The organism is Psychrobacter sp. KH172YL61, from assembly GCF_007182895.1.
In the GTDB taxonomy this organism is placed as follows: Bacteria; Pseudomonadota; Gammaproteobacteria; order Pseudomonadales; family Moraxellaceae; genus Psychrobacter; species Psychrobacter pacificensis.
In genome coordinates this window covers 2,007,079-2,028,868 of sequence record NZ_AP019516.1, presented here as the reverse complement: position 1 = coordinate 2,028,868, position 21,790 = coordinate 2,007,079, and the positions used below count along the sequence as shown (strand labels likewise).

General features: G+C 43.1%; 10 protein-coding genes and 10 pseudogenes. 11 read left to right on the top strand and 9 right to left on the bottom strand.

The features are described 5' to 3' along the window. Positions 1-19: 19 nt before the first annotated feature. A pseudogene (locus tag PKHYL_RS10705) lies at positions 20-1,436 on the bottom strand (GntP family permease). Positions 1,437-1,793: 357 nt separating this feature from the next. Between PKHYL_RS10705 and PKHYL_RS10700 the strand changes: the two are divergent. From PKHYL_RS10700 to dcd, 8 genes and pseudogenes are all read left to right on the top strand, one after another. After that, positions 1,794-2,507: a CoA transferase subunit A gene (locus PKHYL_RS10700; protein WP_071001269.1), complete on the top strand. Its 714-nt coding sequence runs from the start codon at positions 1,794-1,796 to the stop codon at positions 2,505-2,507. 125 nt (positions 2,508-2,632) lie between these two features. Beyond that, positions 2,633-3,263: pseudogene (locus PKHYL_RS10695) on the top strand (3-oxoacid CoA-transferase subunit B). Positions 3,264-3,305: 42 nt separating this feature from the next. Beyond that, positions 3,306-4,105 (top strand): annotated as a pseudogene (locus PKHYL_RS18890) (3-hydroxybutyrate dehydrogenase). A 209-nt stretch (positions 4,106-4,314) separates the two neighbouring features. Then, positions 4,315-5,547, top strand: a complete 1,233-nt coding sequence (gene apbC / locus PKHYL_RS10680) for an iron-sulfur cluster carrier protein ApbC (RefSeq protein WP_071001272.1) — start codon at positions 4,315-4,317, stop codon at positions 5,545-5,547. A gap of 93 nt (positions 5,548-5,640) precedes the next feature. Beyond that, positions 5,641-6,021: a hypothetical protein gene (locus PKHYL_RS10675; RefSeq protein ID WP_240365107.1), complete on the top strand. Its 381-nt coding sequence runs from the start codon at positions 5,641-5,643 to the stop codon at positions 6,019-6,021. Between the two features lie 71 nt (positions 6,022-6,092). Next, on the top strand, positions 6,093-6,869 hold the full coding sequence (locus PKHYL_RS10670; protein WP_240365106.1) for a DUF2804 family protein: 777 nt from the start codon (positions 6,093-6,095) through the stop codon (positions 6,867-6,869). An 8-nt stretch (positions 6,870-6,877) separates the two neighbouring features. Continuing rightward, a complete protein-coding gene (locus PKHYL_RS10665; protein ID WP_240365105.1) occupies positions 6,878-7,213 on the top strand; it encodes a DUF2804 family protein in 336 nt (111 codons plus the stop codon). A gap of 112 nt (positions 7,214-7,325) precedes the next feature. Next, positions 7,326-7,901: a dCTP deaminase gene (dcd, locus tag PKHYL_RS10660; protein ID WP_058024138.1), complete on the top strand. Its 576-nt coding sequence runs from the start codon at positions 7,326-7,328 to the stop codon at positions 7,899-7,901. Between the two features lie 105 nt (positions 7,902-8,006). On the opposite strand, the pseudogene PKHYL_RS10655 reads toward dcd, so the two are convergent. The 6 genes and pseudogenes from PKHYL_RS10655 to PKHYL_RS10625 form a co-directional block, all read right to left on the bottom strand. After that, positions 8,007-8,440, bottom strand: a pseudogene (locus PKHYL_RS10655) (ClpXP protease specificity-enhancing factor). Positions 8,441-8,572: 132 nt separating this feature from the next. Continuing rightward, entirely contained in the window at positions 8,573-9,187 is a 615-nt protein-coding gene (locus PKHYL_RS10650; protein ID WP_071001275.1) for a glutathione S-transferase N-terminal domain-containing protein, read from the bottom strand. Positions 9,188-9,383: 196 nt separating this feature from the next. After that, positions 9,384-10,098, bottom strand: a pseudogene (locus tag PKHYL_RS10645) (cytochrome c1). Beyond that, a pseudogene (locus tag PKHYL_RS17655) lies at positions 10,098-11,304 on the bottom strand (cytochrome b). Before PKHYL_RS17655 ends, PKHYL_RS10645 begins: the two co-directional pseudogenes overlap by 1 nt. A 22-nt stretch (positions 11,305-11,326) precedes the next feature. Next, positions 11,327-11,912 (bottom strand): annotated as a pseudogene (gene petA / locus PKHYL_RS10630) (ubiquinol-cytochrome c reductase iron-sulfur subunit). Positions 11,913-12,427: 515 nt separating this feature from the next. Further along, positions 12,428-14,367 (bottom strand): annotated as a pseudogene (locus PKHYL_RS10625) (ATP-binding cassette domain-containing protein). Between the two features lie 241 nt (positions 14,368-14,608). Here PKHYL_RS10625 and PKHYL_RS10620 point away from each other — a divergent pair. From PKHYL_RS10620 to PKHYL_RS10610, 3 genes and pseudogenes are all read left to right on the top strand, one after another. Then, positions 14,609-14,866 (top strand): SlyX family protein, encoded by a 258-nt coding sequence (locus tag PKHYL_RS10620; protein ID WP_058024131.1) that lies wholly within the window; start codon positions 14,609-14,611, stop codon positions 14,864-14,866. A 219-nt stretch (positions 14,867-15,085) separates the two neighbouring features. Then, the gene (locus PKHYL_RS10615; RefSeq protein ID WP_071001280.1) at positions 15,086-16,297 is read left to right on the top strand and encodes an OmpP1/FadL family transporter; all 1,212 of its coding nucleotides are present in this window, start codon (positions 15,086-15,088) and stop codon (positions 16,295-16,297) included. A 369-nt stretch (positions 16,298-16,666) separates the two neighbouring features. Continuing rightward, positions 16,667-18,021 (top strand): annotated as a pseudogene (locus PKHYL_RS10610) (outer membrane protein transport protein). Between the two features lie 464 nt (positions 18,022-18,485). On the opposite strand, the pseudogene putP reads toward PKHYL_RS10610, so the two are convergent. Further along, positions 18,486-19,984: pseudogene (gene putP / locus PKHYL_RS10605) on the bottom strand (sodium/proline symporter PutP). Between the two features lie 472 nt (positions 19,985-20,456). After that, complete coding sequence (locus tag PKHYL_RS10600) at positions 20,457-21,329, bottom strand: LysR family transcriptional regulator (protein WP_071001286.1); 873 nt, start codon at positions 21,327-21,329, stop codon at positions 20,457-20,459. Between the last annotated feature and the right edge of the window lie 461 nt (positions 21,330-21,790).

Sequence of the window (21,790 nt, the reverse complement as noted above, 5' to 3'; positions counted from 1 at the left end):
ATTAAATGACTAAGCTAGCTTAGAATGAACCAAACATCGTCCCTAAGATAATCACAGCAACCACAGCGACCAATGGAATGACCATCGTCACCATCGCCAAGTTCAAATAAGACTGTTTATGGGTCAAACCACAAATCGCTAGCAAGGTAATGACAGCGCCACTGTGTGGAAGCGTATCAAGACCACCTGCCGCCATAACGGCTACGCGGTGCATTAACTCAGGGTCGATACCCGCATTGACGGCCATTCTTAGATAGTCTTCACCCAAGGTCGACAGCGCAATACTCAAACCACCAGACGATGAGCCTGTGATACCAGCAAGCGTGGTCATCGCGACGGCTTCTGAGATCAGAGGGTTGTCAGGGGTAAGGTTTAAAATGCTATCACGAATGATAAGGAAGCCTGCTAATGATGCGATAACTGCGCCATAACCCACTTCTGATGCAGTATTAAAAATCGGCAGCATCGAGTCATAAGTACCACGGTTGATGGTTTTTTGTAGGTTATTCCAATGTCCGATGCGGAGCAGAATTAACACCACACAAGCGACGACCAACGAGATAATAATTGACCATAACCCGAGCGATCCATCTATATTTAAATCGGGAAACTGAGTTTTTAGGCTACTGAAATCTATCGATGGGAAAACCACATAGGTCAATATAGCGTTCAAGCCAATGACCAATATCAGCGGAATCATGGCAACGGTGAATGAAGTGTGATGAGTGTTTAATATATCAGCTTTTTTTGCAGCCGCTCCAACGCCGCCTACATCCTCTTCATCATGCTGACCATAACCTTCCCCCCGCTGCATTTGCTTTGTTGGCACGTGACTGAAGCCACAACCAACCACCAATAAACATGATCGTACCGCCAATGATACCCAAAATAGGCGCGGCAAATACGTTGGTGTTGTAGTAAGGAATTGGAATAGCGTTTTGGATGGCTGGCGTGCCTGGCAGTGCAGTCATTGTAAAGGTAAATGACCCTAGGGCAATGGCAGCAGGAATCAAACGTTTTGGGATATCGGCTGCTCTGAACAAGTCCTTGGCAATAGGATAAATGGCAAACGCCACCACAAACAGTGATACCCCGCCATAGGTCAAAATAGCACAGACCAAAATCACCGCAAGAATGGCCTTGCTGGCACCGAGCTTTTCGACGACGGTATTGGCAATCGCGGTTGCCGCACCAGAGTCGGCCATCAAACGCCCAAACAATGCCCCTAGCAAGAATATAGGGAAGAATTTGAGTAAGAACCCACTTAACGCGCCCATAAAGACATCGGTATAAGCGGGGATGGTGTTTAAAAAATCACCTGATAGTAAGACTGCTAGCGTCGCCATAATCGGTGCTAAGATCAGCACAGAATAACCACGATAAGCAAAAAACATGAGTAATAATAGGGTGATGACAATCGCAAATGTACTAAACATGATAGCCCTCCTTGGCAAAATTAAGACAGCGTGTATGTCGCGATTATCGATGTAGGTCAATAAAATTAATCAAAATATGTAATTTTTGATTTTTTATCAAATATTAATCTTGGAATAATATGATATTGACTTGCCTCATACCTCGCTACTGTACTGTCTCATTCGTTCTTAGTGTTATTGTCTTCTCGCTGCGAGAATTATATGTTAAGTTAGCATAAGTATTTGATATATGATATATCGATATAAAATGTATTGATTTAAATTTAAAACAGTCAATGCGCTATTGATTGGCACAATAAATAAATCATGATAGATAATGGACGTTAATAACAAAAACAGACTTGCAAGGAGATAAGTATGAGTCGCTCAAAAGTATATAACAGTGCCGAAGAGGCGCTAAAAGGCATCGTCAGCGATGGGCAAACACTCGCTATCGGTGGTTTTGGTCTATGCGGCATTCCAGAAGCATTGATCGAAGCACTACGTGATAGTGGCGTTAAAGAGTTGACCTGTATCAGCAACAACGCTGGCGTCGATGATTTTGGACTTGGTCTGCTACTACAGACCCGCCAAATCAAGAAAATGATTTCATCATATGTTGGTGAAAACAAAGAGTTCGAACGCCAGTACTTGGCAGGCGAGTTAGAAGTTGAGCTAACCCCGCAAGGTACATTGGCAGAAAAGCTACGCTCAGGTGGTGCGGGTATTCCTGCATTCTATACAGCGACTGGTGTGGGCACATTAGTTGCCGAAGGTAAAGAAACGCGTGATTTTGATGGTCGTACTTATGTGTTAGAGCATTCATTACGTGCGGATGTGGCACTCATCAAAGCACAAAAAGCTGATAAAGCCGGTAACTTGATATTTAATAAGACCGCTCGCAACTTCAACCCAGACTGCGCAATGGCGGGAAAAATCACCATCGTCGAAGTCGAAGAAATCGTCGAGACAGGTTCGTTTGATCCAGATGAAGTGCATCTACCAGGTATTTTTGTGCAACGTATTGTATTGAATGCTAGCCCTGAAAAACGTATCGAAAAAACCACGACTAAAGCGGTAGAAGGCGCTTAGATAAAATCATGGTTGAGACTTATCGTCAGTTTTTAGATTGATAATAACTTAGATAGCTAATTGTTTAGATAGCTAACGATTTAGATGAATAGCAATAGAATATCGTAAAAAATAAGGAAATCAGCATGGCATGGACAAGAGAACAAATGGCGCAGCGCGCGGCAAAAGAGCTACAAGACGGCTATTATGTCAACTTAGGCATTGGTCTACCAACGCTAGTCGCTAACTATATTCCTGAAGGCGTAGACGTATGGCTACAATCAGAGAACGGCTTGCTGGGTATTGGTGAGTTTCCAACCGAAGACGCCGTTGATGCCGATCTGATCAATGCAGGCAAGCAAACCGTGACCGCAGAAGCAGGGGCCAGTTATTTTAGTAGTTCAGAGTCCTTTTCGATGATTCGCGGTGGTCATGTCAACTTAGCGATATTAGGCGCCATGGAAGTCTCAGAACAAGGTGACCTTGCTAACTGGATGATTCCTAAAAAAAATGGTCAAAGGCATGGGCGGTGCGATGGATTTGGTCGCAGGCGTACAGCGTGTGATTGTATTGATGGAACAGGTCAACAAGCATGGCGAGCCAAAAATCTTAGCCAACTGTGAGCTACCATTGACGGGTAAGGGCGTGGTTGATCGTATCATCACTGAGCTTGCCGTATTAGACGTTACTGACAGTGGCCTAAAATTGGTTGAATTAGCAGATGGTGTTAGCTTTGACGAGCTACAAGAAAAAACGCCAGTTAGCATTGCTCAATAGGATTTATCTCCTAATATTTATAGATCATAATAAGGAACCTATATGTCCACCCAATTACAGCAGGATTTGACAGGTAAAGTGGCATTAATCACTGGCTCTGCAAGTGGTATCGGTCGTGATATCGCTGAGACTTATGCAAAAGCAGGCGCTTCGGTTGGTATTGCCGATATCAATCTTGAAGCAGCACAGCAAACGGTTGATGCCATTGAAGCAGGTGGCGGGCGTGCTCTTGCGATTGCGATGGATGTGACCTCTGAAGATGCGGTAAACGAAGGTGTACAGAAATTGGTTGATACCTTTGGCGCTATTGATATTTTGGTGTCTAATGCTGGTATCCAAATTATCGATCCTATCCATAAAATGACGTTTGATGACTGGAAAAAATGCTCGCTATTCACTTAGATGGCGCTTTTTTGACCACTAAAGCCGCGATTAAGCACATGTATAAAGGCAATAAGGGCGGCACGGTCATCTACATGGGCTCAGTACACTCGCATGAAGCGTCACTTTATAAAGCACCTTACGTCACTGCCAAGCACGGCCTGCTAGGACTGTGCCGCGTACTGGCAAAAGAAGGTGCTGAGCATAATGTGCGCTCGCATGTGATCTGTCCCGGGTTTGTCAAAACGCCTTTGGTCGAAAAACAAATACCGCAGCAAGCAAGCGAGAAAGGTATTAGTGAAGAATCTGTCGTTAATGACATTATGCTAGTAAATACTGTCGATAAAGAATTTACAACGGTAGAGGATATTGCTCAGTTGGCACTATTCTTAGCGGCGTTTCCCAGTAATGTGTTTACAGGACAATCTATCGTTGCCAGTCATGGCTGGTTTATGAATTAATAGACAAATATTGCGCCTATTATAATAGAACAAACCACAATGTCAGACCTACTGGCGTTGTGGTTTTTTTATGCGTCCAATTCAGCTACACTGTCACGATAGAAGGTTTGGCTAAAATGGTCACTGGTTTTATCGTTTGCTCAATAGGAGACGATATGAATTAAGCCATGTACCAAACTCATCCACTTGTATAGGCAATAATAATAGCTATGTTCAACTTTATGAAGAAAAAAACCACCAAAACCGAAACACCGCAGCAGCAGGCAGAACGTGATAGTGCCGTTGATAAAGTATTGCTTGGGTATGAGATAGGAACAGTCAGTATTGCGACGATGGTCACAGGACTTGAGCGTGACGGCGAGGCGCTGACGCTAGACTTGCGCCTGCCACAAGACAGCAACCCTGAAGCTATCCAACAAGAGCTTGGTCAGCTGCTGCATCCGCATGGCATTACCACGATTCATATGAATGTGCGCCTGCCTGCTCCAGAAAAAGGGTCAGGTTCAAGCTTACCAAAGCAGATGCCAAAGACAACCAATGCGATGGAGTCCCAGCCTTCATCTGGCGTTAATAACAACGTGAGTAATGCCAATAACGCTAACGCTGAGCCGCCAATTACCAAAGCAGCACCTACGCAAGCTTCATTAGCTGCGCATCCTCGTATCCGCCATATTATTGTTGTGGCATCAGGTAAGGGCGGCGTTGGCAAATCAACGACGACTGTGAACATCGCACTGGCATTACAAAAGCGGGGTAATCGCGTGGGCGTGCTTGATGCGGATATATATGGGCCTAGTATGCCGACAATGCTAGGTGTTGCCGATGTGAAGCCGCAATTAGAAAACGAGCAGTTCGTTCCGGTTGATGCGCATGGAATAGCGATGCTCTCTATCGGCAGCTTGCTCGATGGGGAGAACACACCAGTTGCGTGGCGTGGACCAAAGGCGACAGGTGCGCTGATGCAGCTTTATAATCAAACCAACTGGCCACAGCTAGATTACTTGGTGATTGACATGCCGCCAGGTACGGGCGATATACAGCTGACCTTAGCACAGCGTATCCCAGTGACAGGCGCTGTCATCGTCACGACGCCGCAGCACGTTGCACTACTTGATGCGCAGAAAGGTATTGAGATGTTTAACAAAACCAGTATTCCTGTGCTTGGTGTTGTTGAAAACATGGCGCTGCACACTTGTAGTAACTGCAACCATACCGAAGCGATTTTTGGTAAAGGTGGCGGCGAGATGATCGCTGAGCATTACCACGTGCCTTTATTAGGGCAGCTACCACTTGCCAGTGGTATCCGCGCCCAAGTCGATAAAGGGGAGCCAAGTGTATTGGCTGATGATGAGTTTGCGAATTACTATATCAATATAGCCAAAAACATCGAGACTAATATTGATAAATTTGCTAAGCCTGTCGATGATAAGCGGATCTTTTAATCGTTTATGATGATTGTTTATCAATAACAAATTAGCCTAAGCAAATATAAAGTTAAAAGCATTTTTATTCTAACAAAGAAGCAAGGAAGCTTTGTGAGTGTATCTATTTATCAAAGTCATTTAGAGGCTGCGCCCAAGCAGTACACGTTACTAAAAATGCTGCGTCCGCCCGTGTATGAAATTGAGCTATCAAATAACCAACTGATTGGCGTTTGCTACTATAAAGATGGTAGTAGCAAGCGCTATCAAGTCAATGCAACCTTTAGTAATAGGCGAATGGTGATTGCCGATTTTTTGTCAGCAGTAGAGGCGATGGCGGCTTTATTGTTAAAGTTTCCTAAGCATCCTTTTGGGACAAATGGTTTTGCCGTAGCAAATGTGACGCAGGAGCTGGCCGATGGACTCACTGCAATAGAGGTCAAAGCCATTACAGAAGCCATTTGGGCCGCATCAAGGCAAGCAAAAGAACAGTGATAAGTACCGAAGTAAGCTATCAAGGACAAGTGATTAGTCAGTAATAAATGCAAGACAAGGATGTCATAGCAATGCATGGACCTATTAAAAGCGACAAGGTAGATAATGTAGCTTACGCAAATATCATTTCTACCGATATAAAGCCACAAGCTATCGAACAGCTCATCCAAAATGGTCAGCCACAATTTGGGGTGTTCTCGCAAGTTAAACAAATCAATTATCTCGATTATTACAGTCCGTTAATCTCGCAAAAACCATTATCAAACTGGCGTAAAGACTTCAAGGCCAATCAATTCTGTTTTGTCCAAATCATCGAGCCGCCTTTTAGAGTATGTCTCGCACTGGCAACGATTAAGATTGCCACTAGTGCTTTTGTTTATGTTTACAATGAAGAGACTGCACAATTAGAGATTGGGGAAGCCTTGCAGCCAGTTACGCGCCGCAGTGAATTTATCGGCGATCACTATCAAGGGCAGATGTCTTTTACCCATAGCAAGCTTAGCCTAACGCTAGGTTTTACCCCAGAGCAGGTGAGTATAGAGCTTGATAGCCAATATCTAGCAGTCCATGCAAAATTAGAGCGTCAGCAGCAGCCGCTTGCGATATGTACGCCAACAGGCAGACGCGGTTGGACGTTTACCCAAAAAGAGCCGTTGAGCGCTGCTAGCGGCGAGATAATTATCAAAGCGGGTGCACAGATAACCGCTGATAGTCAGCAGCAAAAACTTGAATTGAGCAAGACAACAAAAGCCAATCTAGATTGGACACTGGGTTATATGCGTCATGAGACCAATTGGTTTTGGACTTGTATCAACAGCTACCTAGCAGATGGTCGGCATTTTTATTGAATCTCTCTATGGGTGTCAATGAGACAGGTCTAAGTGAGAATGCTTGTTGGCTCGATGGCGAGATTTTTTATCTGCCACCTGTATTATTTGAGCGTAAAGATACGAATGACTCCTCTGCCAATACTTGGCACATTTATCATCGAAGCTTAGGCTGGAGCAGTGTCGATATCGATTTAACTTTCACGCCGATTAGAGTCTACAAAAAAACAGACAATTTCGGCGTTGTCGCCAGCATCTTTGAGCAGTGGCTAGGGGAGTACAGCGGCGAGATACGCTTAGCTGGGCAAGTGCTACGCTTGGATAAGGTAATGGGACTAGCGGAAGATCACTTTGCAAAATGGTAATATCTGACTCAAGCTGAATAGCGAGTGGATACTTTTATCTCGCGTAAAACCTATAAATTGAGCCATCAATTCCGTATAATCATCGCTATTAAAAATTTGCTAAGGAATAACAATGTCTATTAAGTCTGACCGCTGGATTCGTAAAATGGCCGAAGAGCACGGCATGATCGAGCCATACGAGCCAGGTCAAGTGCGCTTCAATGATGCAGGCGAGCGTTTGGTGAGCTACGGTACCTCAAGCTACGGTTACGATGTACGCTGTGCGCCTGAATTCAAAGTCTTTACCAACGTCCATTCAGTCGTTGTTGATCCTAAAAACTTCGATGATAAAAGCTTTATCGATATCGTCGGTGATGAGTGTATCATTCCGCCAAACTCGTTTGCCTTAGCACGTACGATGGAATATTTCCGTATTCCACGCGACGTACTGACTATTTGCCTAGGCAAGTCGACTTACGCACGTTGCGGTATTATCGTCAATGTCACGCCGCTAGAGCCTGAGTGGGAAGGGCATGTAACGCTAGAGTTCAGTAATACCACCAATCTACCAGCTCGTATTTATGCCGGAGAAGGCGTCGCGCAAATGCTGTTTTTCCAAAGCGATGCCGATGACGTGTGCGAGACCAGTTACAAAGATCGCGGCGGTAAATACCAAGGTCAGCGCGGCGTGACCTTGCCGAGAACCTAGTTAAAGATAAAGTCTCAAGTCTTTGAGCAGCCAATAAAAAAAGCCAGTTATATCAAATATGACTGGCTTTTTATTATGTGAAAAATAATCAGTTTGAATGGCTGATTATTTCAGCACTTTCAACCCTGCTTTGTTATCGCGTTTAGGTTTAGTCGCAGCTTTTGGTTTATTCGCTACCGCGCTAGCCTCTTCTTCAGGCTCATAGTTATCGTACTCGTTAGGATCAAAAACATCCCTTGCGAGTTTTCTTTAGCATAGATGCCAAGTACCGCTTGCAAGGGTACCCAAATTTCTTGCGAGACACCGCCAAAACGCGCACTAAAATGAATATAATCATTTTTCATACTCATATTGCCTGTAGCACGGCTGGCGATGTTTAATACGATACGACCATCTTGCACATGCTCGGTTGGTATCTGTACGTTATCAGCAGTAGCATCGACCATCAGATAAGGCGTCAAGGCGTTGTCTTCTATCCATTGATATAGTGCACGTACCATATAAGGACGGGTAGGTGTAATAGAGGTGGTTTCGCTCATCTAATGATTTCCTATACTAATGATGTTCAATAATGAAAAGATATTTTATTTAGCAAATTATCGCACAATAAGTGCAAGTCAATTTCTGTTATATTGATACTTATTCTAAGGCAGCTTCTTATACTTGTCTAATTAACGTACGCTTTTTTGGAAGCTACTACGCTCAAACACTCTCGTTTGATATTCAAACAATGGACGGCTGATAGCACGTGGCAGCTCAATCCCCATTTCATCCAATCGCCATAATAGGGGTGCTAATAACACGTCACACCAACCAAACTTATCAGCCATAAAATAAGGCTTATGAGCGAACAGCGGCGACAGAGTAATCAATGAATCACTGAGTTGTTTTTTAGCAACGGCAGCCTGTGCTTTATTAAAACTATCTGGATGCGTGAGGAGGCGCTTGCCAAGTACGAGCCAATCACGCTGAATGCGCCAAGCCAATTGGCGAAACTGTGCACGTTCCTGCGGTGTCTCAGGGAGCAGTTTGTTTGTGTGATAACGCTCTTCAAGATATTCAAAAATAACATTAATCTCATAAAGCGCAATCTCACGCTGCTGCAATACAGGTAAGGTATGATAGGGATTAAGCTCAGTCAAATCTTCAGGGCGCTCGGAATGCAGACGAGACAAATAGTAAGCAAGCTTTTTTTCTTCAAGTAATAGGCGTACCACATGACTGTCGTAGCCGTCATCAGCATATAAAATTAGCTGACTACTTGGAATGTCATTCGCATCAATCATGAAAGCCTAATGTTAAGAGTGAAGGTTGTCATCGTAAACAAACTCGCAACGTTTATCAAGGTAGTGTACGTAAACATTAGCGCTGAGTGGCTTATTTTCCGGCTTATCTGGTATTTCAGCTTAATGTCAAAGCACAAAAAAAGGCACTACCGAAGTAGTGCCTTTTTAATTATCAGAACTGTCTGCTAATTATTACTTATTTGACGTCTTTCCAGAATTCTTTGTTCAACAAGTAAACTGGGATGAGTAGTACTAACAAGAATAAAATAACAAAGAAACCAATGACTTGACGGTCGTGACGAGCAGGCTCACCCATCCAAGCCATAAAGTTGACTAAGTCACCAACTTCAGATTCAAATTCTTCTTGGCTTAGCTCTTCTTGCATATTATGCAATACGTGGGGCATAGCAGCATTGGCCAGTACTAAGTTGTTAGCGCCCCAAGGACGACTTGGATCTTCATAGAATGATAATAGGTATGTGTATACCCAGTCATCACCGCGCAGTCTCGTCTCAAGTGACAGATCAGGAGGTGCAGCACCAAACCAAGACGCTTGAACCTCAGGGTCTATCTCAGCAGTAATGTGGTCACCGATTTGATCGGTGGTAACCATCAAATACTTTTCAACCAACTCAGGCGGTATCTCTAAATCTTGTGCAATACGCGAGTGACGAACATACTTGGCTGAGTGGCACCCAGCACAGTAGTTCATAAAGATTTTCGCGCCGTTCTGTAGTGAGCCTTTATTGGTAAAAATCAATTGGGGCTGTACTACAGGCCAAATGCTCATCAACACCTTCAGCATTAGTAAACGTACCACAACCACTGCCTTCAGCCATTGCTGTACCAGCAGTCAAGGTCAATGCCGCGCCTAAGCCTAGACCCGCTAGGGATTTGATTAGCGTGCTCATTAGTGACCTCCGGTAACGCGTTCTGGTGGCTGTTTACACTTCTCGATGGCAGTGTAAAACGGCATCAGTAAGAAGAATAAGAAATATAGAATCGTGAATACACGAGCCATAATAGTCGCAGTTGGCGTTGCAGGTGTCGCACCTAAATAGCCAAGTACGATAAAGCTAATAGCAAAGACAGTTAGTGCAATCTTAGACAAGATACCTTTGTAGCGTATTGAGCGTACAGGTGATCTGTCGAGCCACGGTATCAAGAATAGTACAGCGATGGCCGCACCCATGGCGATGACACCGCCCAGCTTACTTGGAACCGCACGCAAGATAGCGTAGAAAGGCGTGTAGTACCATACTGGTGCAATATGCGCTGGTGTTTTCAGTGAGTTCGCTGTCTCAAAGTTTGGTGGCTCAAGGAAGAAACCGCCGCCTTCAGGGAAGAAGAACACCACCGCAAAGAAACAGATAAAGAATACTACAATACCTACCATATCATGCACAGTGTAGTATGGATGGAATTCGATACCGTCTAATGGTACGCCATTTTTGTCTTTTAGCTTCTTAATATCGATACCATCAGGGTTGTTAGAACCTACATGGTGCAATGCGACAATGTGCATGAAGACCAAGCCCACAAGGACCAATGGAATAGCGACAACGTGTAGCGCAAAGAAGCGGTTTAGGGTGATACCTGAGATGATATAGTCACCACGTACCCACTCAGCAAGACCGTCACCGATTACCGGCAGCGCCGCAGGAAGGTTTAAGATAACCTGAGCACCCCAAAATGACATGTTGCCCCAAGGGAGTAGGTATCCAAAGAAACCTTCGGCCATAAGAGCCAAATAGATGCCCATACCGATGAGCCAAATAAGCTCACGAGGGTTTTTGATATGAGCCGTAGAGCAGTGCTCTAAACATATGCAAATACACCACGACAAAGAACGCTGAGGCGCCAGTCGAGTGCATATAACGGATGAGCCAACCGCCTTTGACATCACGCATGATGTATTCTACAGACGCAAATGCGCCCTCGGCACTAGGATTGTACATCATCGTCAGCCAAATACCAGTCACCAACTGGTTGACCAATACGACCATTGACAATACGCCAAAGAAGTACCAAAAGTTAAAGTTCTTTGGTGCGTAGTACTTTGACATGTGGTATTCGTAGGTTTCAGTCGCTGGAAAACGCGCGTCCACCCAATGCATTAACTTTTTACCCATACTCATGTTAAGCCTCCCCAACCGTCAAAATGGTACCATCCATACCATATTCTGGAACGGGTAAATTAAGCGGTGCAGGAACGCCACTATATACGCGGCCTGCTAAGTCATATTTTGACCCGTGGCACGGACAGAAAAAACCCGCCGTACCAATCATTGCCACCTAAATCCACCGCGCCCACATCAGGACGGTAATTTGGTGCACAGCCTAAATGAGTACAAACGCCTTCCACAACCAATACGGTTGGTTCTATCGAGCGAGTAGGGTTTTTGCAATATTCTGGCTGTAGAGACGCATCAGACTCAGGATCAGATAATAAAGGCGTAACTGATTCTAGTCCTGCGACCATGTCTTCTGTGCGTTTAACGACATAAATAGGTTTGCCACGGTATTTGACAACAATCATTTGTCCATCTTCGATAGCACCAATATCTTGGGTTACTGCAGCCCCTGCAGCCTCAGCTTTAGCGCTTGGGTACCAAGAACGGACAAAAGGTGTCGCCACGGCAGCTACCCCAGCTGCACCAATCGCGGCAGTTGAGGCAATAAGAACTCTACGGCGTTGTACATTAACGCCTTCGGCTTGGCTCATTAATACTTCCTCCAGGTGAATGAAATGGGATTATCCCACACTGGGTTTGTGGCTTAGAAAATATACAATATCAAGCCACTTTAGCTGTGCCTAATTTTGCTAATTGTTACTATTCTAAGCTATTTCGGTGATAAAATAAATTATTGCGTTAAAAATAAAGCAACCTTAATAGGGGCATATTAGGGGTTGAATATGATAACCATATTAAAACAGTCGGATTATCAATGTTTAACGCCAACTTTGCTTTTATAGGGATTGTAAATGTCATGACCTTATAATTAATAAGGATTTTTCAGCAATAGCGAATGATACTTGAAATTACGAAAATGTTCACTAACTTTCACCATCTCACTACTGGATAAAACGAATATCACCACTCTATATATAATAAAGTGGTGATGCTTTCAGAATAATTAATAATGCTTTATCAGACTATCAGAAACTTGTTTATCGAAATACGCAATGCAAAGTACATATGCGATATTCTAATAAATGTGGCTAGAGAAGTGCCATTATTAGTCTTCAAGCTCGCTCCAACGCTCAAGCTTACTCATCATTTCATCTTCGATGGCCAACAAGCGCTCACTTGCGGCTGTCGCGGCATCAAAGTCGGTATTAAACCAAGAGCCATCAGCCAATTTTTCTTGTAGTTGAGTTTGTTCGGCTTCGAGTGCGGCGATTTCTTTGGGTAAGCTATCTAGCTCGCGCTGCTCATTGAAGTTGAGCTTTTTGGCGGCTTTATTTGGCTTCCCAGCGTCAGCTTTATTGGCTGATTTTGACGCTTTAGTATTGCTAACGGGTGCTTTTGCGGCGCGCGCGGCTTCCTCGCGGTTTTTTTGTATCAAGTACTCTTGATAACCGCCGACATACTCTTTGACGATGCCATTGCCATTTTCATCCGTGTCAAATACCCAGGTGGAGGTGACCACATTGTCCATAAATGAGCGGTCATGACTGATCAGCAAGATGGTACCGTTAAAGCTGCTGACCGACTCTTCTAATAGCTCAAGGGTGGCCATATCCAAATCGTTGGTTGGCTCATCAAGTACTAATATGTTGGCAGGTTTTAATAACTGCTTGGCCAGCAATACACGGTTGCGCTCACCACCTGACAAGGCTTTGACAGGGGTACGTGCACGCTCTGGTGCAAATAAGAAGTCTTGTAAATAGCTCATGATATGTGTCTTGCGACCGCCAACTTCGACAAAGTCAGAACCTTCTGAGACGTTTTGCGCGACGCTGGCTTCAAGATCTAGCTGATCACGCAGCTGATCAAAAAAGGCAATTTGCAAATTGGTGCCAAGCGTGACGCTGCCGGTCTTGGTGACCTCGTCATCCGACATATCGAGTAGGGCTTTGATAAGGGTGGTTTTACCAGCACCGTTAGGGCCGACAATACCGATTTTGTCGCCGCGCATAATAGTGGTCGTAAAGTTGTCAACCAGTACATTACCCTCATATTCAAGGTGCAGGTTTTTGACTTTACAAACGAGCTTGCCGCTTTTTTCGCCTTGACCCATCGTGATGTTTACATTACCCACTTGCTCACGGCGTTCGCGGCGCTCTTCACGCAATGCTTTTAGTTCACGGACGCGGCCCTCATTGCGGGTACGGCGAGCTTTGATGCCTTGACGAATCCAGACTTCTTCTTGCGCCAGTTTTTTATCAAAATTGGCGTTGTTCTTTCTTCAGCCTGTAATTGTAGCTCTTTTAGCTCTTGATAACGAGCGTAGCCTTTGGCGCCTTGAGTGACGTCATAGCTGGTCAATTGACCACGGTCAAGCTCTACAATACGAGTCGCAAGCTTATCAACGAATGCTCTATCGTGGGTGACAAACAGTAGAGTTAGACCTTGCCAATCGAGCAAGAAGCGCTCTAACCACTCAATACTATCAACGTCTAGATGGTTGGTTGGCTCATCAAGTAGGAGTACATCAGGTTTGGTGACCAGCGCACGAGCAAGTAATACGCGGCGCTTACGACCACCAGAGAGTGATGACAAATCATCTTCCGGATCAAGTCCCATTGTTGTGATCAGACGCATGGCATCACGTTCTAAGTCCCAGCCATGGACGGCGTCGATATCATGCTGCAAGGTCGCCATGTGCTCGCAAGCGTCCATGTCGCCATTGGCGCACATCTCCACTTGCTTATTATAATTGATCAGCAGCTCAGCTGTGCGGCGGCTACCGCCCATGACGATATCGAGTATGCGTCCGCTCGACTCGGGGACGTCTTGCTCAAGCATCGCAACACGCATACTGCTGTTGGTGATGATCTCACCACTATCTGGCTGCAATGAGCCATTAATCAGTTTGAATAAGGTGGATTTACCTTCGCCATTGCGGCCAATCAAACACACACGCTCGCCTGAATTGATAGAAAAATCAATACCATCAAGAACAGGCGCGACGCCAAACGCTAAGTGAATGTCTTTTAAATGAATCAGTGCCATAGAGTATCTTAAGCTTATATAATAGTGAGGGTAGGGGTTGTTGCAAAATTGCCAGCAGTATAACATGCCACCGCGCAACTGTAGTGCGAGTAAATCGTTTTATCAGTACTATTTATAGCTTTTATTCATAGCGGCTATTTTTTGTTTAGCATGATGGATTTAATGATGCCACTTAGGTTTTGTCACCTATTTTACTTGATAAACCTTTCAGCCTTATATTTACGATACTTTAGAGAAAAATATGAATCAATCTAATAACAAAGATGCTGCTGCGAGCATACAAGACGACTTGCAAACCCAAGTAATTGATCTGCAAATGAATGTAGCGCACCTTGAGATTACAGTAGAAAGGCTTGATGAGGTGATCGCACGTCAAGATAAAGATATTCAGACATTACAGCGTCAGCTACAACTGATTTATAAGCAAATAGAAAATCAAGACCCAGAGAGTGGTATTGCCCCATTTGATGTGATGGCGGATAGACCACCACATTACTGAAAAATAATAGCAAGTAAGATAACCAATAGTAAATAGTCGCAATATGTATATTTTTAGATAAAGGTACCCTTTGGTGACTTAATAGTCATAATATGGAAATAATGTATTTTGGCAGTTGTTTTAGTGTTAAAAAATCTTTACTATCTTCCACCTCGGATGCTGCTTACTTAAGAGAATTAAGTAAAGCAGTAAAACAATGCGGATGTTTGGAGATGTAAAATGCGCGCCACCTTTCACTTAAAAACTCTTGCAGTAGCTGTTGCTGCTCTATCTGTCGCTAGCGCTGCTAGTGCTGCTGGTCTTGACCGTTCAGGCCAAGATGTCACCGCATTCCTACAAGATGGTACTTATGCTGAAGCTGTCTATACCTATATCGATGCGGACGTGACGGGTAAAGATACTTCAGGTAATAAGATTGATGATATCGCAGAGTCTTATGACTTTTTCCGTTATGGCGTAAAAGCAGACATCAACGACACGTTTAGTGTTGGCGTCTTATATGATGAGCCTTTTGGCGCAGCCGCTGACTATACTGGTGATAATAACTTTGTAAATGCAAACGGTGAGGGTACTAACGTAGAAGTACGTACAGAGAGTATTACTGGTATCCTTGGTGCGAAGTTTGGTCAAAATAAAAACTTCCAAGTATACGGTGGCCCAGTTGCTCAGCGCGTAAAGGCAGATGTAAAGCTACGCGGTCCTGCTTATGAAGCTGCGAACGGTTACACTACGAATATTAATGCTGATCAAGATTACGGTTATATCGCAGGCGTAGCTTATAGCAAGCCTGAAATTGCGTTAAAAGCATCATTAACATACCGATCGGAAATCGAACATAACGCTCAAGCATCTGAAATTTATCCTGTTGTAGGTTCTGGTCTTATACCAGCTCCTGTGGTTTCTGCACTTGGTCTGTCAACAAACAGAGTTGATAGTATTGAAATAACTACGCCTGAATCAGTGAACTTTGATTTTCAAACTGGCATCAACCCTACAACCCTAGCGACTGCCAAAGTACGTTGGGTACCATGGAGTGATTTTGCTATCGTACCATCACTATATAACGATGTTAGCAAGATTTCGACTCAGGATGATAAGGGGTTAGCGTTAGTTAGCTATGATGACGACCAATGGCAAGTAGAGCTAGGATTGGCTAAGCGTGTCGCGCCAGCACTTGCTATCAGTGGTACTGTTGGTTGGGATAGTGGTGCAGGTGACCCAGTCACCTCATTAGGTCCTATCGAAGGCTATTATAGTGCTGGTCTTGGCGCGAAATATAATGTGACCGAAAACTGGGCGATATCTGCTGGCGGTAAATACTTATGGTTCGGTGATGCCAAAGGTCAAATCCCAACTAAGACGATCGTTAGTGATTTCGAAAGTAACGATGGTTTTGTATTGGGTGTAAAGGTATCTTACCAAGCTCAGTAAATCACAAATAAATTATGTGATACTGTTTGCTACTAATATAAAAAAAGCGATCCTTTAAGGGTCGCTTTTTTATTATGTTTTAAAAATCACATTTAACAGACTATAGGTAAAAATATTTATTTTCTGGCTATAGACCTTACCGTAAAAATCACATTAAAGACAAAAAGTAAACCACAGTATTTTATTTATATCTTATATGTACTGTTCAGTCATAATTGAGAAATAAAGCACTTTTAATGTTGTTTTAGTGTCAAAAAGACATTAGTATTCAACTTAGGACAAAACTTTAGTAATATCAATATCGAGCATAGCAATGCTACATAATGGTTATTAAAGTATTAATACAACAAGGATCGTTGGAGATACACAATGCGCACTACCTTTCATTTGAAAACCCTTGCAGTAGCTATTGCTACTCTTTCTTTCGCTAGCGTAACCAACGCTGCTGGTCTTGATCGTTCAGGTCAAGATGTCACTGCTTTTTTCAAGATGGCACTTACGCTGAAGCGGTCTATACTTATATTGATGCTGATGTAAGCGGCTACGATAGTGCGAATGTCAACCCTGGTCAAAATGACTATGAGCGCGGCAATAAAACGGGCGACATTGCTGAATCTTATGACTTCTTCCGCTATGGCGTAAAAACTGATATCAACGACACGTTCAGTGTGGGTGTACTATATGATGAGCCTTTTGGTGCTGCTGCTGAATACACGCAAAGTAATTTTGTGGCAAGCAATAATCCTCAAGCTTCAGGAGGCGAATTGGTAGGTGATGGTGTAGACCCACAGACTGCAGGTGCTATAGCATTAGCTGAGTCAGCCACTGCAGGCGAGAATACTAACGTTGAAGTTCGTAGCCAAAGTTTGACTGGTATTTTGGGAATGAAATTCGGTGCCAATAAAAACTTCCAAATTTATGGTGGTCCAGTTGCTCAGCGTATCCAATCTGAAACCAAATTGCGTGGCTTAGCTTATGGGCCTGCTAGTGGTTATACCTCAAACAGCAATCCCTGATATGGATTATGGTTATATCGCAGGTATTGCCTATAGCAAGCCTGAAATTGCTCTAAAAGCAGCGTTGACTTATCGTTCTGAGATTGACCATGATATAGATATCTCTGAGAATTATCCTATAGCAGGTATTTTGGCTCAAGGAGCTGCTTTGCAGCAAGGAGCGACTCCAGCACAGGCAGCGGCTATAGGGGCTGCGGCTGCTAACCGGAACAGTAATTATGAGATTACAACCCCTAAATCAGTCAACTTTGATTTCCAGACTGGTATTAATCCTACAACTCTAGCAACGGCAAAAGTACGCTGGGTACCTTGGAGCGATTTTGTCATCACACCACCATTATATAATGACGTTAGTAAACGTAATTACGGCCCTGATGGTTTGGACTTGGTTGAATACGAAGATGACCAATGGCAAGTGGAGCTTGGTCTTGCCAAGCGTGTTGCACCAGCACTTGCTATCAGTGGTACTGTGGGTTGGGATAGTGGTGCTGGTGATCCAACAACGTCGTTAGGTCCTGTCGATGGCTATTACAGCGTCGGTCTTGGTGCCAAATACAACGTGACGGAAAACTGGGCCGTGTCGGCTGGTGGTAAATACTTATGGTTCGGTGATGCAAAGGTCGTCTACCTAGTGGAAAAATCGTTGGTGATTTCCAAGATAATGATGGTTATATTGCTGGTTTAAAGATTTCTTATCAAGGAAAGTAGCTTCCTTATATAACTGTTAGATAATAAAAAGCGGCCTATCATAGGTCGCTTTTTATTGATTCCAATATTTTGAAGTGAATAAAAACTCTTAGATATGGAAAGATATTTAGAGTGTTTTACAGAAAGTAAATTAATAACTGATAGCTACAACCTACTTACTACTCATATGTTGTTATACGTGTGATATCTGCCTTCCAGTTGATTGAATGGTAAGCAATGTATCCATTGTCGCTACCTATATGATAGTTAGCTATCCATATAGGTAGGGGCATGTTTAGACAGATTCATTTGGCAATAGTACATAGCTATTCTATTAAGAGTAGATACTCATAATAGAAGGTTAGAGCAGCCTTCCTACTTATAATAGTAGCTACTTACATCATAATTAATAGCTACCAATAAAAAACCCTCGCCATTAGTGGCGAGGTTTTTTTATAGTGATAAGGTAAAGTTACTGTATAAACTTATTTGTTTAGATTTAATTCCATCTCTTTGTATTTAGCGGCGACTGATTCTCTTGGACCGCCCGTCATGATACTGACTACAAAAATAGCGATGGTACTTAAGATAAAGCCTGGAACAATAGCATATAACCAGCTATTTAGTGCCATACCATCTATTTGGAAAGGACCATAGATCCATAAAATAACCGTCAATGCACCCACAACCATACCAGCTACAGCACCATTACGGTTCATGCGGCGCCATGTGAGACTGAAAATAACCAACGGCCCAAACGCTGCACCAAATCCTGCCCATGCGTTTGATACTAGGTTCAATACTGAGCTGTCTGGATCAGAAGCTAACAAGATAGCAACAATAGCGACCACGACAACTGAGATACGTCCAACCAATACTTGACGAGCTTCTGGTGCATCTCTGTCAAAGAATAGTTTATAAACGTCTTTGGTTAATGAGCTTGATACTACCAATAACTGCGATGAGATGGTACTCATGATGGCCGCTAAAATCGCTGCTAATAGGAAACCTGAAACCAACGGGTGGAATAGGAACTGAGTGAATACTAAAAAGATAGTCTCAGGATCATCTAACGTCATAGCTGTCTTTTGTACATAAGCACGACCAGCAAAACCAGTCATCAATGCGCCGATAAGACTGACAATCATCCAGCTCATACCGATATTACGTGCAGTAGGCACATCTCGTACTGAGCGGATTGCCATAAAACGCACAATAATATGCGGCTGACCAAAATATCCTAAACCCCATGCCATAAGTGAAATGATACCGATGATACTCATACCGCTAGTAATATTTAGTAGGCTTGGATCAATGTTTCTAACGGCTTCAGTCGTGGCTGAAACACCGCCAAGATCTGTAAAGGCAACGAGAGGTACAATGACCATCGCAAACAGCATGATGATACCCTGAACAAAGTCAGTCATCGATACTGCTAAGAAACCACCGAATAGCGTGTAACCGACAACGACGCCAGCAGTCACCCAAAGTCCTGTGGTGTAAGATAGGTTAAGTGAGCTTTCAAAAGCTTACCACCGCCTACGAGACTTGCCGCTGTGTAGACAGTAAAGAATAAAATGATAACCAAAGCGGAGATTACACGCAGCATATGCGATTTATCTTCGAAGCGGTTGGCAAAATAGTCAGGCAAAGTAATAGCGTTATCAGCGACTTCGGTATAAACACGAAGACGCGGTGCTACGATGATATAGTTTAAGAAGGCACCAAGGGTCAAACCAAGTGCGATCCAAATACTCACCACACCATCTGCATACATATAGCCTGGTAGTCCGAGTAGCAACCAACCTGACATGTCCGATGCGCCTGCTGAAAGTGCAGTAACTGCTGGACCTAGATTACGTCCTCCTAAAAGATAACCCTCGGTATCATTGGCTTGCTTAAAATAAGCATAAACACCAATTCCAATCATCACTAAAAAATAGGCGCCAAGTGATATAAGCACGCCACTAGAAACTCCGTTCATATAAGTTATCCTTAACCAACATCGTTGGCTTTAATTATTTTTAACTATAAAAGTTCTGTCTTAAAAGACGATGCCTCAAACAAAATATCTCAAACAATGTATAAAGACAAAAAAAGCCATTAATTAAGACATAATGGCTTTTTCAGTATCTTTGTAGTTTTATATGATTGATGTCGTTATATGGCTAGCACTCATATAGAGATAGAGAACAATGGGAACCTCGCATTCCACTTATCTGCTGTTATTGCTCGCATCTGCTATTTATATATGAGTATTAGCAACCTACATAACCAATCAGCGAAACCATTAAACCTACTGTTAACCATCATATCTTACTAGAAGTATTCAATATATGACTATCAGTGTCCTTGTGGTAAATTTTTGTTATTAAAACAACGTCAAGCATATTATAACGTATGAGAGTCACGAATGCGAATAGCTTAAATACCTAAATTGTTGTATTGGGATGTTTTTACTCAATTGGCGCCAGCAAATCTAGTAGTGCGGTTACGCTACTAGATTGTGTTAGCTTCGGATTGATAACCACACCTAAATAGCGTTGTAACTCAATGTTGTCTGCCATATCGATACGTTCCAAATCTTGACTGACCATAGTTTGCGGAAGGACTGACCAACCCAGTCCAACAGAAACCAGCATCCGAATAGATTCAAGCGGATTGGTACTCATCGTGGCATAAGGTTTTAGGTTATGCTTAGCAAACTCAGCCAAAGTAATCTGACTGGTAAAGGTATTGGCAGACGGTAGAATAGCAGGATAGCGTGCTAACTGCTCTAAAGTGACATTAGATTTGGTCGCTAGAGGTGACAAAGTACCCGTCATAAAATACAGGGGATCTGACCAAAGCGTGTGATAGGTCAAGCGTTTATCGTATACAGGCGGTAGCGTGACAAACGCTAATGACAGATCGCCGTCCAGTACTGCTTTGTGGGCCTTTTCTGAGTCAACAAAATGAACTTCTAACTGAACAGCAGGATAAGTCTGAATAAAATGCTTAAGCACGGGTGCTAGATGATGTAAACCAATATGATGGCTTGTGCCAATTACAAGCTTGCCAGAGACGATATGCTGAGAGTGCTGCAAGTTAATCTTGAAGTTCTCATAATCTTCCAACCAGCGTTTGGCGTGTGGCAGCATCTCAATAGCAGCCTGCGTGGGTACAATCCCGCGGCCTACAGTATCAAATAAAGTAATGTTAAACTCATCTTCTAAGTTTTTGATGCGCTTACTGACGGCAGGCTGAGTAATGAACAGCTTTTCTGCGGCACCTGAAATACTGCCAGTGTGCATAACGGTAACGAATGTCGTCAAGTTTGTGGTGTTCAAACGGATTTCCTTAGCTACTTTATGAGCTATAAATAAAAGTGGGCTGAGCCAATGATAACGTATTAAAAATAAAAGTTTGCATCTGGTTAAAAATCATCAATTATTATTATAGGATTTGCCTGCTATAATCACAAGATATCAAGGCGTATTGTCACATATTTATTCTTTTAAGTTGATTATTTGCAGTCTCAAGCGTGTTTAGGCGCTGCTTATAGCCACAAATCTAAAATTATTAATGAATAATATTTATACTACACAAAATATAGCAATTCTAGAATATATATTTCAATATCATTGATTAGGTAGAAGTTATTGCAAAATGATGCTCTCACACAAATCATAAAGAGCTATCATGCAGTTAAATACGACATTATAGATAAATCTAATCGTTAATTGAACAAACAGAACCTTAGCTTGCCAACAGGTGAGCAAGCGAAAATCAAGTCAGTAGTAATTAATAA